This is a genomic window from Mucilaginibacter sp. NFX135 (genome assembly GCF_048565145.1).
In the GTDB taxonomy this organism is placed as follows: domain Bacteria; phylum Bacteroidota; class Bacteroidia; order Sphingobacteriales; family Sphingobacteriaceae; genus Mucilaginibacter.
Window position 1 is genome coordinate 5,826,797 of the sequence record NZ_CP183412.1, and the last position, 14,553, is coordinate 5,841,349.

15 protein-coding genes are annotated in these 14,553 nt (G+C 42.2%); 6 read left to right on the forward strand and 9 right to left on the reverse strand.

The window, feature by feature from the left end; translation table 11 throughout:
* Positions 1–242: 242 nt before the first annotated feature.
* The 8 genes from ACNURT_RS24265 to ACNURT_RS24300 all read right to left on the reverse strand — a co-directional run bounded on the left by ACNURT_RS24265 (position 243) and on the right by ACNURT_RS24300 (position 7,290).
* Positions 243–845 carry a hypothetical protein gene (locus ACNURT_RS24265; protein WP_419699847.1) on the reverse strand — a complete coding sequence of 201 codons (603 nt, stop codon included), beginning with the start codon at positions 843–845 and terminating at the stop codon, positions 243–245.
* A gap of 39 nt (positions 846–884) precedes the next feature.
* Complete coding sequence (locus tag ACNURT_RS24270; RefSeq protein WP_419699848.1) at positions 885–1,865, reverse strand: relaxase/mobilization nuclease domain-containing protein; 981 nt, start codon at positions 1,863–1,865, stop codon at positions 885–887.
* Complete coding sequence (locus ACNURT_RS24275; RefSeq protein WP_419699849.1) at positions 1,855–2,232, reverse strand: MobC family plasmid mobilization relaxosome protein; 378 nt, start codon at positions 2,230–2,232, stop codon at positions 1,855–1,857. Before ACNURT_RS24275 ends, ACNURT_RS24270 begins: the two co-directional genes overlap by 11 nt.
* 206 nt (positions 2,233–2,438) lie before the next feature.
* Positions 2,439–3,356 carry a toprim domain-containing protein gene (locus ACNURT_RS24280; RefSeq protein WP_419699850.1) on the reverse strand — a complete coding sequence of 306 codons (918 nt, stop codon included), beginning with the start codon at positions 3,354–3,356 and terminating at the stop codon, positions 2,439–2,441.
* Positions 3,357–3,572: 216 nt separating this feature from the next.
* Complete coding sequence (locus ACNURT_RS24285; RefSeq protein WP_419699851.1) at positions 3,573–4,772, reverse strand: primase-helicase family protein; 1,200 nt, start codon at positions 4,770–4,772, stop codon at positions 3,573–3,575.
* Positions 4,773–4,780: 8 nt separating this feature from the next.
* Positions 4,781–5,128, reverse strand: a complete 348-nt coding sequence (locus ACNURT_RS24290; protein WP_419699852.1) for a helix-turn-helix transcriptional regulator — start codon at positions 5,126–5,128, stop codon at positions 4,781–4,783.
* A 129-nt stretch (positions 5,129–5,257) separates the two neighbouring features.
* A complete protein-coding gene (locus ACNURT_RS24295) occupies positions 5,258–6,211 on the reverse strand; it encodes a hypothetical protein (protein ID WP_419699853.1) in 954 nt (317 codons plus the stop codon).
* Between the two features lie 2 nt (positions 6,212–6,213).
* Positions 6,214–7,290, reverse strand: a complete 1,077-nt coding sequence (locus ACNURT_RS24300) for a tyrosine-type recombinase/integrase (RefSeq protein WP_419699854.1) — start codon at positions 7,288–7,290, stop codon at positions 6,214–6,216.
* A 199-nt stretch (positions 7,291–7,489) separates the two neighbouring features.
* On the opposite strand from ACNURT_RS24300, the gene hemW reads away from it, so the two are divergent.
* The 4 genes from hemW to ACNURT_RS24320 all read left to right on the forward strand — a co-directional run bounded on the left by hemW (position 7,490) and on the right by ACNURT_RS24320 (position 11,571).
* Positions 7,490–8,611: a radical SAM family heme chaperone HemW gene (gene hemW / locus ACNURT_RS24305; protein WP_419699855.1), complete on the forward strand. Its 1,122-nt coding sequence runs from the start codon at positions 7,490–7,492 to the stop codon at positions 8,609–8,611.
* A 210-nt stretch (positions 8,612–8,821) separates the two neighbouring features.
* Entirely contained in the window at positions 8,822–9,370 is a 549-nt protein-coding gene (locus ACNURT_RS24310; protein ID WP_370999260.1) for a fasciclin domain-containing protein, read from the forward strand.
* A 208-nt stretch (positions 9,371–9,578) separates the two neighbouring features.
* Positions 9,579–10,457 carry a cupin-like domain-containing protein gene (locus ACNURT_RS24315; RefSeq protein WP_419699856.1) on the forward strand — a complete coding sequence of 293 codons (879 nt, stop codon included), beginning with the start codon at positions 9,579–9,581 and terminating at the stop codon, positions 10,455–10,457.
* A gap of 232 nt (positions 10,458–10,689) precedes the next feature.
* Positions 10,690–11,571 carry a cupin-like domain-containing protein gene (locus ACNURT_RS24320; RefSeq protein WP_090471200.1) on the forward strand — a complete coding sequence of 294 codons (882 nt, stop codon included), beginning with the start codon at positions 10,690–10,692 and terminating at the stop codon, positions 11,569–11,571.
* A gap of 111 nt (positions 11,572–11,682) precedes the next feature.
* On the opposite strand, the gene ACNURT_RS24325 is transcribed toward ACNURT_RS24320, so the two are convergent.
* Complete coding sequence (locus ACNURT_RS24325; RefSeq protein ID WP_370999262.1) at positions 11,683–12,102, reverse strand: YybH family protein; 420 nt, start codon at positions 12,100–12,102, stop codon at positions 11,683–11,685.
* 162 nt (positions 12,103–12,264) lie between these two features.
* Between ACNURT_RS24325 and ACNURT_RS24330 the strand changes: the two genes are divergently transcribed.
* Together ACNURT_RS24330 and ACNURT_RS24335 are read left to right on the forward strand one after the other, a co-directional pair.
* Positions 12,265–13,143 carry a carbohydrate kinase family protein gene (locus tag ACNURT_RS24330; protein ID WP_419699857.1) on the forward strand — a complete coding sequence of 293 codons (879 nt, stop codon included), beginning with the start codon at positions 12,265–12,267 and terminating at the stop codon, positions 13,141–13,143.
* Between the two features lie 285 nt (positions 13,144–13,428).
* Positions 13,429–14,526 (forward strand): vWA domain-containing protein, encoded by a 1,098-nt coding sequence (locus ACNURT_RS24335; protein ID WP_076378770.1) that lies wholly within the window; start codon positions 13,429–13,431, stop codon positions 14,524–14,526.
* Positions 14,527–14,553 lie beyond the last annotated feature (27 nt).

Sequence of the window (14,553 nt, forward strand, 5' to 3'; positions counted from 1 at the left end):
TGTCAAGGGGCGCGGCGATAGCCGCGGTTTATTATACCCTTGACTGTTTTCCTGTGTCGCTAACTTTGTGACTGCGGTGTAGTGGTTTTTTTTGTTGCGGCTGGAAGACAGGCATGTATGAGGAACGAATAATTGCCTGTGCGCGGCAGCGAGGCTGGCAGCGAAATGGAACCCGGCGCGTAGCGCGTGGTGCAATGCAGCAACCTGCCGCAGCAGCCCGGCCTCTCCACATTATACCCCCATCACTTATTTGCCTTCACCTTTTCCAGCTTTCGCTTAGCCTCCTTTTGATTTTGTTCCGCCTGCGCTGCTACCGCTTCAGCAGCAATGATCGCCTGCTGTTTGACCATTGCTTTTTCAGCCTTGTCTATAAAGCCCTTGGGGTCTTCTGTCAACTTTGCATCTATGGTCTTAGCTACTTCAGGATAAAGCGCCCTAACCAGCCAGAAATTATAGGCTTCGCGATTTAAGCGGTCATTTTGATGATAGAAATATAATGCCGTGCCGATCGATACGGCCATTGTTACAAAACAAACTACCAGGCAGATGATCAAATTCTTTGACCAGGCACCTAAATGATGACTGTTTTTCACGCGAATGACTTTCGGGACTGTTGCTACAACATCTTTCAATTCATCGATCTGCTGTTGTATTTTTTGATCGTTATACCGCTTGTTAGCCGTTTCAATCCGTGCTGAGATCATTTCCAATGTGCCCCTGTATTGTTCCAGAAAGCTTTTCAAGAACTCGGCTATACTGGTCTCCATCACACTGATCCTACCGGCAAAACCCTGGATCAGTTCTTCCATGATATTTACTTTCTCTTCTAATTCTTCATTTTGCATAATAATTCATTTTAATGTTCATTCTAATCGTTAATTCATCTACCTGCTTATACCCTGTGACTGGGAATGTTCCGCTTCATGCTTCTTCCGTTTTCTGCGTGCAATATCTGCGTCACCCATTGGGTCAGGTGGTCCGGCAACAAACTGTGGTTCCAGCAATGCTTCTAATATCCCTTTACCTACAATGGGATTATGTCTATATTCCCCCTGAACGCTCTGCCTGATTGAATCACGCAGCTGGTTAGCAACAAATGGTTGGTTTGCTTCCCTTGCCGCATGATACTGCTGTACCTGCTGATTGCGGTTTAAAGTCGCATCTATGCGGGCAAAGCTCAAACTCCGGTCAATAGCGGAACCTTTCATTTTGATCTTGCCTTTTGCAAAGGATATGCCCTGTACTTCATTGGTACCGCTGCGGAATTTATAATCAATGGTAATTCCCTGTCTGGCAAGCTGGGCTTCCAGCTGTTTCCAAGTCGTGGCTGTTTTCATGCCTGCTTTAATAGCATCATACATTTCATACCGGGTCTTTTCTTTGCCTTTTAATGCTTGGCGGTTCACCAGATCTTTACCTTCGCCTATGTGGTAGCCGTATTTTAGGGTGATCTCCTTACAGGCTTTGACATTTTTAGCGAAGTTGTTTTTGTCGCTAATGGTCTTGCCGTTATTATCCACCCTGTTGTAAATCAAGTGAAGATGTGGGTGGGCTCGGTCGCTGTGACGAACGATCACATATTGTGTATCCCGGATGCCTACATTCTCCATATACTCTTTCGCTCGTTGTATCATGATATCATCGCTTAATTTGAGCAGGTCTTCTTTACTCCAGCTGAGCACCAGATGCCCAACTGCTTTGCCGAGTTCCGGCCGCATTTTACGTTGCAGGTTAAAATCCTGAATCATGGCGTTAGCGTTCTGCATGCGAACACCTTCGGCAGATAATATCTTGGCTTCAGGCTTATTCACCACATAGCGCACACACCCGCCAAAGCTTCTTCCGGTGATCGGCTTACCCATCATGGCTGCTAAGTTTTGTAATTAATTCTTCTACCTTTTTTAGTATGGTCTGGCATTTCATAGCAAGCGTAAAGAGACCTGCCACATGCGCCAGATGGGTCAACTGGTTAAGATTATTTGCTACCCCCGCCAACATCCGGAACCAGCCGGTTTCCTCTACAGTGAAGCGCGGGAAAACCTTGGCGTTTTTCGCAGCTCTTCGAAACCACTCACTGGGTTTCAGCCCGGCATTTTTCGCTCTACCCTCGATCAGAATTCTTTCCGTTGGGGTTAAGCGTACCATTAAAAAGTCACTCCGCCTGATCGACTTTTTCGGTCTACCGGGTGTCCGCACTTTTGTTATTTTTTTATTTTCAGTAGTTGCTGTCATGTGTTCGTTTCGTTTTTTGATGCTTTAAAAACCGACCAACGGGAGCGAGTTCCGAATCACCCCAGCGGGGTGGATTCGGGTTTTTGTGTAGCAAAAACATTAACTCGCTCCTTACGATCCAGAAAATGGGCCGGTGATATATATAGTTATCTGGATATATGCCGGATACCGCCTTGCGGTATCCGAACCCCATTCTAAAAATTGGCTTAGCGCCCAATTCCGCGGTTCCTTTCTTCCGGCATTTTGCGCCGGATCAGCGGTTGTAAAGAAGCTTGTTTTTGTGAAGCCAGGTACTCGTTAATGTCGTTAAAGCCTTTGTAAAAACCTGATGCATCGGTGAAGCTGATACCGGCTGCCTGTAACTTTTCCGCGGCTGCAATCCCGGCTTTGTCATGGTTGAGCATTAGGAAAACTTCCTGGTAGTTTTTCAAAATGGGCACCGCTCTTTCGGCCAAGGCAACGGAATTCAGGATGATAAAATCCGACTGCGGCTGGCCCTGCTTCAGTTGAAGGAGCGAAAGGCAATCCATAAAACCTTCCAGCACAATGGCGGCTTTATGACCGCCATCAATGATGGTAATATCCTTTGGGGAGGCTGCCCCTTTGAACCAATTATTCCGCAGCTCGTAACCGCCCGAACGATTGGCGAAACCAATGGCGAAATAAGGTTTGCCACCTATGGTAAAATTGACCTCTTTGCAATGTCGCTCGGCGATTGCCAGATCAATCCCGCGCGCTTTCAGGTACATAATCAGGGCCGGGTGACCAAGCGCTTTCACGCCGGTAATAATCACTGGGTTCTCCGGCTGTGGATCTGCCTTTAGTGAGGTTTGCTGATGAAAGGAAAAACCATGGTTACCATTATTTAAACGCTCCAGGAATTCCTCTACGCTACAATGGTGCATGCGTATTCCCAGGTCTATTAAATTGCCTCCGATCCCTTCACCAAAATCCATCCAGGCGTTTAGCTTAGTATTTACTTTGAATGAAGCGGTCTTTTCTCCCCGCAGTGGTGATAGGTACCAGTAGTTATGACCTTTGATCCTTTGCGGCTTAATGCCGCATTTTGCCAAATATTGGATGATCGGGATTTGTCTGGCTGCCGCGCAATTGAAAGTTCTCATGTGTTTTGTGATTTATTTGATGATTCGATGAAATCATCGCTTAATGTTTTGTTTTTCAAATAATTAACCCATCACCGTTTGTTCATCAAATGTGTCATCAAATCATTGCGATACTTTTTTCTTTCATCGGCATTAGAAGTTGATGATTCTTTGATGAAGTCTTGATGACTATATTTTTTTGATTATCAATAAATTACATTGCCTGTCATCAAATCATCAGGAGTCGTTGATCTTTTCAATCGCTTTGATACTCATATTGAAGTAGCGGCCTTTCTGTGTGCTCTCATAGATAGCACCGTCCAGCCCAATCTTGTACTGATTATAGGAGTTGGAGTTTGCGGCTGGTTTCAAGTTCCACACGTTCTGAAGTACCCTGCGGATAGAGGTAGTGTCGTGGTTGCGGAAACCTTTTTTGTTTAGCCAGTCCTGTACATCGCCCACACAAAATTTCACTTCCTCTACTTCCTTTCCGTCCGCTATTGTCAATAGTAGCCCGGCAATTTCCATCTCCAGTTTGTTCCGGTTTTGCCGGATGACTTTTTTGAGTGCGGGTGTAGCGATCTGCTGGGCGGTAAACCACATCCGGCTTTGTTTTGGCGTGGACAGCTTCCTACCTGTCAGGTAGTGAATGAGTAAAGGAATTTCCTTTTTAAGAGCGGCTAACAAGCCCTGATCTTCGTTTTCCAGTACGGGTATCTTGCGTATCCAGTACCGGGTTTCGCCGGGGTCAACTAATACAAAATTGTCCTCGTTATTACTGCATAAAATAAACTTGCCGAAAAATTCAATTTCCTGTCTGTCCTGTCCTTTGGCCTCGGATTTGTAGAATGTGGCAGTACTTAGATTTTTCAGGCGCTCGGAGTCTTCCCTGCGTTCCAAAAAAGTTTCATCCACTCCTATGATGACCTTATGCGCCCATTCTGCATTGAAGTTTGAACGAAAGTCCTCGTTTGTGTTGATGGTCATGTTATCCCCGAAAACCGCTTTCAGCAAGTTTAAAAAAGTGGTCTTGCCTGTATTACGCTCGGTGCTGACCAGGCAAAGGATGGGCAGCATCTGCATCGGCATTTCGAGCAGTATTTTTAAATAATCTAAACCGTATTCGAGCTGGTCGCCGAAAATATGGCCCAGGTAGGCCAGCGTCCGTTCCGGCTGTCCAATCTTCGAAATATGTATAAATGGATGATACCGATTATAAAAATTGCCGATAAAGCGCTGGTAATGCAGGTGTGACGGTACAAAGCAAAAGCCATCATACTTCGGTATGCCGGATAGGTAGCTCTTGCCATGATCTTGCTTGATGCACTCTACCGACCAGGGAAGGAGCAGCGTCATGCGGTCACCCGAAGCGAGTGGCTTTTGAACAATCTTGTAATAGGCCGTTCCGATTCGGAGATAAGGATATTCTTGTTCCATATTTCCCCTTATTTTCTGCGCAAACGGCGTTTAAAAACAAAATTTTCTGCTTTCTCGGCTATTTCTTTGTCGGTTAGCCTTTTATGGGACATCAGCCAGCTAACGATCTCCTTTTTAGAGAACCTGACACCACCATTAGGAAGGACAATGCAGGGAATCTTTCCTGCGGATTTTAACTGGTAAAGGGTTTGGCGCGCGTAACCTGTAGTTTTCTCTGCTACCTCATAGCCTCCTATTTCATCTTCGTCGCTTGGCACCGGTATTGGTGCGGGCAAAGCTGTTGCAGATTCTTTTAAGATGGTCAACAGATCTGATACTTTAAGATCTATTACCCTAGTGTTTTCATTGATATTCATTCGACCTCCGTTTTGATTAACGGAAGCAAAAAAATAGAACAAAATAGACCTATACGACCGATTGGGCGGTATCGTACGAACGTACTTTATGTCGCGCTTGGTTACTTTATGGATTTCTATCCAAAACTTTTATTCTTTCATGATTGATTTATATACTTCGACATAATCATCGGGTAAGGTTTTAAATCTTTCATTCTCCAATACCACAAGACCTTTGTTTTGACCAATCACAAAAACGGAATTCAATAATCCCCTATGACTTTTTTTCAAAATATCCTCCGAAAGCATTTTGCGGTCTTTAATGCAGTATTTAAGGAAACCTGCCAACGTTTTATCTGGCGCACCGTTACGTATAATTTCGGTAAGCTCTACTTTTCCCTGCTCATTATATTTAAAAAGTGGCCCGTTTTTACTGTACCTGTTTAGTTCATCTATTAATTCTTTAAATGCTATTTCTTTTTCTTCTGCTGTTTTACCTTGCCGCCAAAAATCATAGAATGTCTGCGGTTTACGGAATAATTCAAAATCCCCCTTGTCTATCTGACCAAGTGCAGAAAGTTGCTTTTGCCAGTCCTTGCTCCAAAACAGATAGAAAACAGCGTCGATATTTTTCTTGTTTCCGGCGGGAAAAATCTGACCGATCAAGACGTAGCCGATAAAAGAGGTAATAATAAATCCCAAAAGGCTTATAGCAACAAAATATGTACCTTGAGAATAGACACCGAAACCCAAAAACAACAGGCCGAGCAACAAAAATGACAGACCATAGAAAACCATTAACAGGTAGTGAAAAAAACTTACATTGATATAAAACAAGCGAAGCTTGCTAACTTCTATCGGGTCAAGACCATTAAAAGTACCCTTAACCTGCAATAAACGCTCCTGTGTCGGCAAATGATGAAAACGGCCACTAAGCTCATCCTGCCAGTTTTTAAAACTTACCGATAAAAATAATTGGACGGGCAATAGCCAAATGCCTAATACGCCAAAGGTAATAATCAGCGGCAAGCGTATTCCTGGAACCAAAAGGTAGACTAGGGTAAACGCTATTACTAAACTGATTTCAAAAAAAACCTTTTTCATATTCAAAGTTTAGGGAATTTCAACATTTCGTTTCGTTTCTTTTCGTCAACGATTTTAGCATAGATTTGGGTCATTTCGATCTTACTGTGTCCCAGCAGTTCTTTCATGGTATATATATCGATTCCAAAAGTCAGGCCAATGGTTGCAAAAGTGTGACGGGCAGCATGGAAATGGAGGTTTTTTTTCAGACCAGCTTCCAATGCCCAGAATTTTAAGTAAACATTCACCACCTGACTTGTTGGCAAATCCCAAAACACTTTCTTATTTATAGGATGCTTGACCACTTTTGCAATAATCATTTTTGCTTCATCGGCCAATGGTACAGTAACAATTTTCTTGGTCGTTTTTGCCGGTCGAAAAATCAGCTGTTCGTTAACAATTTCATCGTAATGCAATTTCTTAATATCCGAAAACCGCAAACCTGTAAAACAAGAAAATATAAAAGCTTCCCTGATCTGACTGTTTCCTCTTTTGGGAACGTAATTAGCTAAGGTTCTTACTTCTTCAATAGTGAGCGTGGTACGCTCCGAGTCTTCCTCCTCGATAATCTTAAAACTACCAAAAGGAGAAGTTTGAATAATCCCTTTAATTACCAGTTTATTGAAATGCTGCCTGAATACGGACATGTAGGCATTAGTTGTATTTCTGCTAACCTGATTAAGCAGGTAACTCTGAAACTTATCTAAAAATTCTTCATCTACTTCCTGGAATAATATGGTTCGTTTGGGGCAATACTTTCCAAGATGGATGATCAGGCATTCCAGTTTATAATTAAATTTCTTTGCAAGGCATTGATCAAGATAGTCCTGAAGATAATAATTGATCTTGGCCGGTTGCTTATAGCCATGCTCCGAGAAATTCAGTTCATCCTCTCTTTTATTACGAAGTGCTTTAATAATCTTCAGTTTCTCTTTATCAGGTTCGCTAATACGGCTTGCTGCATCAGAATAGTCTTTATCGACATAAATCTTAAGGAACTCGTAATTGCGTTTACCTTTACCTTCACCGGTATTGGAATAGACATCTAAATAAGCACTAAATTTGCCTGTGCTTAGCTTTTTGTATCTAATAGTTACCATGACTTACTAATTACTGTTTATTTGTTACTTTTGTTACTCGTTAAACCTGAATAGTAACACGTGAGTAACAAAAGTAACATAAAATAGAATAAAAAACAAAAGATTAAGGAAGCTATTAAAACGTATTTAACATTGATAATCAACACATTAATATCATTAATCTATCCCATTCTTTACGGGACTATATACTCTTAAAAGCATGGCCGGTATCTACATACATATTCCTTTTTGCAAACAGGCATGTCATTACTGTGATTTCCATTTCAGCACTTCACTTAAATATAAAGACGAGCTGTTGCATGCGCTGGTAAAGGAGATCAAACTGCAAAAAAACTACCTGGATAATGAAACTGTAGAAACCATTTACTTTGGCGGTGGCACACCATCGTTATTGGAAACTGATGATATAAACATGTTGATCAATGCCATAACAGAACTGCACACGGTATCATCAAGTGCGGAAATAACCTTAGAGGCCAATCCAGACGACCTGGATGATGCCAAAGTAAAAACACTTCGCCAAACCGATGTGAACCGTTTTAGCATTGGTATCCAATCATTTTTTGATGAAGACCTGCTTTGGATGAACCGGGCCCATCGCAGCAGGCACGCCGAGGCTTCTGTTAAAAGGGTGCAGGATGCCGGTTTTGAAAATATTACTGCCGATTTGATCTATGGCTATCCGTTATTAACGGATAGTAAATGGAAACAAAACCTGGACAAGATATTTGAGCTCTCTATACCCCACATATCTTCCTACTCCATGACAGTTGAACCGCAAACCGCATTAGCAGCCTTTATCAGCAAAAAAAAGCAGCCACCCATGAATGATCAGCAGAGCGCGGCCCAGTTCACTGTATTGATGGATGCGATGACTGATCGTGGTTTTGAACATTACGAAATATCAAACTTTTGCAAACCCGGGCATTATTCCAGGCATAATTCCAATTATTGGCAGGGTGTAAAATACTTGGGGATTGGCCCCTCAGCCCATTCCTATAACAGCGAAGCCAGGCAATGGAACATAGCCAATAATGCCAAATACATACAAAGCATTGAAAGCGATAAGCTCCCGGCCGAAACCGAAATACTTACGGAGGAGAATCGCCTTAACGAATATATCATGACCTCGATACGTACCATGTGGGGACTTGATCTGGATAAATTGAATACCATAGCCAAAGCATCTGCATCTCCATTGCTTATTGCTGCCGGGCAGTATTTTGATAAGGAATGGATAAGGCAACAGGATAATATTTTGTATCTTACCGCTACCGGTAAACTTTATGCCGATAATATTGCTGCCGGTCTATTTTTTTGATTAATTGACAACATTTAAATCTGCAGGTTGTACGAATTAACAGGATCTGTAAAACCGTTAAGTAATGCTCTCCGTATCTTCTTTCAAATAGCGCTTATTATAAACTTAACAAAACTATCAAGAGCTCGTGATAGCTTTGTTACATTGTAAAACAAAACAAACCGGCACCTTTGGGTGTCATTTAAAAACAATTTGTAAACTAATCACATCATGAAAAAATTGATCTTGGCGGTGTTAGCCTTAGCAACTTTTGCAGTAATGCCTAAAGCAAACGCGCAAACAAAAATGGTAGGCGGTGCAGCCATGTACCCAACAAAAAATATTATTCAAAACGCCGTAAACTCAAAAGACCATACTACATTGGTAGCTGCTGTTAAAGCAGCCGGTTTAGTGCCAACATTATCATCAGCAGGCCCATTCACTGTATTTGCGCCAACTAACGAAGCCTTTAATAAATTGCCTGCTGGCACGGTTGATAACCTGGTTAAACCAGCCAATAAAGCTACTTTAATAAAAATTTTAACCTATCACGTGGTTGCGGGTAAGTTAAGCGCGGCCGACCTTTTGGCAAAGGTAAAAGACGGAAATGGCAAAGCCGAACTAAGTACCGTAAGTGGTGGAACCTTAACTGTTATGGAACAAGGCAAAAAGCTATACCTGGTTGATGAGAAAGGTGGCAAATCATGGATCACTATTGCCGATGTTAACCAGAGCAATGGCGTAATACATGTAGTTAACACTGTACTCATGCCTAATTAAGTTTATAAGTAGTGAGTTATAAGTTTTATGGAAACAGCTTAATATCTTAATTCATTTAACTACTCAAAACTCATTACTTAAAGCTCAGAACTCAAAAAGAAACCCGGCAAATGCCGGGTTTCTTTTTGTCAGAAAAGTTTAAAAAAGCGGCCGAACAATTGGGTGTTTTTTCCAATTAATTAATTTTGCATGTTAATTAATTGTGAATATGAGTTTACATCTAACACCCATAGATACCGTTGATAATATAAGCAGAGCCGATTTTGTTAACCATTATTTAAATCCACGTAAACCGCTTATTATTCGTAAAGCAACCCAAAGCTGGCCCGCCTTGCAAAAATGGACTTTTGATTATTTAAAGGAAACTGTTGGCGACCAAACCGTGCCCTTATATGATAGTTCAAAGGCCGATCCGTCAAAGGCCATCAATGCATCGGCAAGTGAAATGAAATTTGCCGACTATATAGACCTCATACAAAAACAACCTACCGATCTTCGCATATTTTTATTCGACCCGATCAAACACGCGCCAATATTATTGAACGATTACCGTTCGCCAACTGATCTGATGGGCGGTTTCCTGGATAAATATCCTAATATGTTTTTTGGAGGCGCGGGCTCGGTAACGTTTTTGCATTATGATATTGACCTTGCTCATATTTTTCACACCCATTTTAACGGGCGCAAAAAAGTGATCCTGTTTGATTACAAATGGAGCGAGCGCCTGTATTGCATCCCCTTTGCTACCTATGCGCTGGAGGATTATGATATTGAAAACCCCGATTTCGAAAAATTCCCGGCGCTGGATGGGATTGAAGGTCAGCAAGCTATTTTAGAACATGGCGATACCTTATTTATGCCCACTGGTTACTGGCACTGGATGAAATACCTGGATGGATCGTTTTCCATATCATTACGCGCCTGGGATAAATCGTGGGCCATCAAGGCAAAAAGCTTATATAATTTGACTGTACAACGCAAGTTTGATAATATGATGAAGGCGCGGTTTAGGAAGGCCTACATAGATTGGAAAGAAAAACTGGCTATTAAGCGTGCCGAAAATGCATTAATGACTGGTAAGCCATAGGGCCAAAGCCTCACCTAAATCCTCTCCAAAGGAGAGGACTTCTCCTTAATATTATTAATACGGATACTTTTAGCCCCCTCGCCTTTGGAGAGGGCCGGGGTGAGGCTCCGCGTCAATTATATTTTTTAACATAAAAGCTTATACCTTTTGAGGTTTTATTTCGTTATTTTGTTTGCTTTTCGGTATTTAAGTTAAATTAATTTAAATAAAACAGCCGAAAAACAATTACAATATGAGTTTTATCCTCCGCCCTATTGATACTGTTGAAAATATTTCTCCTGAAGATTTTAAGAAGAACTATTTAGATCCCCGCCGTCCGCTGGTTATAAAGGGGTTGACCAAAAGCTGGCCCGCCCGCGAAAAATGGACACCTGAATATTTAAAGCAGGTAGTAGGCAAAAAGGTGGTTCCCTTATACGATAACTCAAAAGCCGATCCTTCAAAACCCATCAATTCATCGGCAACCGAAATGCCTTTTGATGAGTATATTGATATGATCCGCAGTCAGCCTACTGAGCTCAGGATATTTTTCTTCAACATTTTTAAACAGGCTCCGCAACTTTTAGATGATATTGTATTGCCAAAAGATCTGATGGGTGGCTTTTTAGAAAGCATGCCCGCTATGTTCTTCGGGGGTTCCAACTCTGTTACTTTTTTACATTACGATATTGATTTGCCACATATTTTCCATACGCATTTTGGTGGCCGCAAGCATGTGATTCTGTTTGAAAACAAATGGAAACGCCGCTTATACTGCATCCCGAATGCTACTTACGCTTTGGAGGACTATGATGTGGCAAATCCTGATGTTAAAAAATTCCCCGCGCTGGATGGTGTAGAAGGGATCGAAGTTTTTTTAGAACACGGCGATACGCTGTTTATGCCTACCGGTTACTGGCATTGGATGAAATACATCGACGGATCATACTCCCTGAGCCTGCGTGCCTGGGATGCTTCCATCAGCCGGAAAGCGGCGAGTTTGTATAACCTGGCCATCAAAGGCGGGGTAGATAGTGTATTAAAAATGGCTTTTAAAGAAAAATATGCCAAATTCCGCGAAGAACTGGCCGTAAAATGGGCTAATCGTGAACTGGCCGCCGGGAAACCTTTTTAAGTTGTAAGTACTGAGTTTTGAGTTATAAGTTATTAAAAAAATCGATGAGCTGTCTCATCGATTTTTTTGAAGCTTTTCCGTCTCAGATCTCATTTCTAACATCTCATATCCTTATGATGTATGATCACACACGATCTTCCACTCGCCTTTTATTTTCCTGAACCATAGCGTATAATAGCCACCAGGCGCATCTTTTTCACGCTTTAGCTTCCAGCCACCAAACACAAAGGCATTTGTAGCATCTAATATTTTCACTTGCAGGATAGTAAAAGTGAGTTGTCCCATAGCCGCTTTATCCGGATAGCCCTTTTTATAGTGATCAAGTGCTGTTTGCCATCCATAATTAGGTACCGCTTTACTTACAAACAACAGCGAATCTGATTTCCAGTACCCCTGCATAAAACCATCAATATCGCCCTTATTCCAGGCCAGTTCCTGGTTGTGCATCACTTTGAGTATGGCCTGCCTGTCCTGGGCATGAGAGAGGTAAGAAACAAGGATCAGGAGGAAAGATAATATGTACTTTTTCATACCCTAATATAAACAGGATTTTCAGGATTAAAAGGATTACCAGGATTGGATGGAAAAATCTTACAGATTCCAAAATCTGGCAAATCCTCTCATCAATCCTTAAATCATGTTAAAAATCCTGCTATATTTGAGTTATACTACACCAAACTTTACATCAACTTTATGAACAATCAGGTATTAAGCTTCGGCGAAGTTTTATGGGATGCTTTTGGCGACGGTAAAAAAGCTGGCGGAGCTCCCATGAATGTGGCAAGACACTTAGTGCAGCAAGGCGTTAATGTTGTTTTTGCCAGTTCTGTAGGAATGGATAGCAGCGGCGACGGACTGATAAACTTTTTACAAAAAAGCAGACTTTATTCACCCTTAATTCAGCGTGATGATGAACTACCTACCTGTGAAGTAACAGTGCAGTTGGACGAAAACAACCAGGCTACCTATATTATACCTGAACCAGTATCCTGGGACAATATCCAAACCACAACTGAATTAACAGGGGCGGGTAAAAAGGCATCAGCCATTGTGTTTGGCAGCCTGGCTTGTCGTAACACAACAACCCGCGAAACCCTGTTAAACCTGCTCGACGAAACACCTGCCCTGAAAATATTTGATGTAAACCTCCGCCCTCCGCATTACACACTATCTACTATCGAAACGCTTGCCGCCCGGGCCCATGTGGTAAAAATGAATGAAGAAGAAGCCAATTTACTTATAGGTGGCAGCAGTGACTCACTACGCGACCAGATCATTGAGTTCCGTTCCAAATATCATAATCAAACTATCTGCGTAACCCGTGGCGAGCGTGGGGCAATAGTATGGCATGATCATGAGTTTTATGAAAGTCCGGGCTGCCCTGTAAAAGTAAGCGATTCAGTGGGTGCCGGAGATGCGTTCCTGGCCACTTTTGTAGCAGGTATATTGGCCCAGCACCCTATGCAAACCATTGTTGATAAAGCGTGTTCCGTAGGTGCCTTTGTAGCCAGCCAGCGCGGCGCCAATCCTGTTTATCCACCAGAATTACTGAATAGCCTGGCGTACTTGTAAATTCGTTAACTCTAAATGCTTTTTATGTCATTGCGAGGAGGGACGACGAAGCAATCTCGTAACTATTCTTATTCAATACGCGAGGAAATTGCAAGGCTTCGTTCGCAATGACATATTTTATAAGTTGCGCATGCTCTTTCATTTTACTTTTCAATCTGCACATCTCAAATACGCACACCTGCACATCTACCTTTTGTCATACTTACCTAACAATTTGCTTTAGTACCCGGCAAACCAAACTTTTAATAATAATTATCCGTTTCTTTATGTAAGAAAGGACACGATATGCGCGGTTTTGGATTTTCCAAATTTAAGCCAAACCAGATCCCCAAAGGCGGATTTGACGAATTATTAAAACTATTCCTGGAATTGCTCAACTATACGTCGGGCGATGCAGGCGAAGCTTTAGCCTGGCTTAACGAACTCGATAAACAATACAACCTTACCAATGATGATTATGGTATGGGTGATTTTATCGACGAACTGAAACAAAAAGGTTATCTGGACGAGGATAGGCAGAACGGTGGTTTCAACATCACCGCCAAAACAGAACAAAGCATCCGGCAATCGGCACTGGAAGAGATCTTCGGCAAGCTCAAAAAGTCGGGCAAAGGCAATCACCGCAGCCCACAATCCGGTCAGGGTGATGAAAAAAATGCCGAGCGCCGGGAGTTTGAGTTTGGTGATAGTTTGGATCAGATAGACATGACCCAATCTATTCATAATGCACAGGTTAATCATGGCATCGGCGATTTTATGATGACCGAACGCGATCTGGAAGTAGAGGAAATGGATTATAAAACCCTTACTTCTACTGTGCTAATGATCGATATATCACACTCCATGATCTTATATGGTGAAGATAGGATAACCCCAGCTAAAAAAGTGGCTATGGCTTTGGCCGAACTAATCCGCACCAAATACCCAAAAGACACATTGGATATTGTTGTTTTTGGTAACGATGCATGGCCCATCACTTTGCAGGATCTGCCTTATTTACAGGTTGGCCCGTACCACACCAATACCTATGCCGGTTTGGAACTGGCTACCGATCTGCTCCGTCGGCGTAAAACACACAACAAACAGATCTTTATGATCACCGATGGTAAGCCTACCTGTTTAAAGGAAGGCACCCGGTACTATAAAAACAGCATCGGGCTCGACAGAAAAGTGGTGAATAAAACACTGAATATGGCCGCCCAATGCAAACGCTTAAAAATACCCATCACCACTTTTATGATAGCTAAAGACCCCTATTTGCAGCAGTTTGTTCGTAAATTTACGGAGACCAACGGTGGCAAGGCTTTTTATAGTTCTTTGAATAATTTAGGGGAGTATATTTTTGAGGATTATGCCAGAAACAGAAGAAAATCGGTGAGGTAAGATCAGATACAAGAAGTTAGAGTCAGG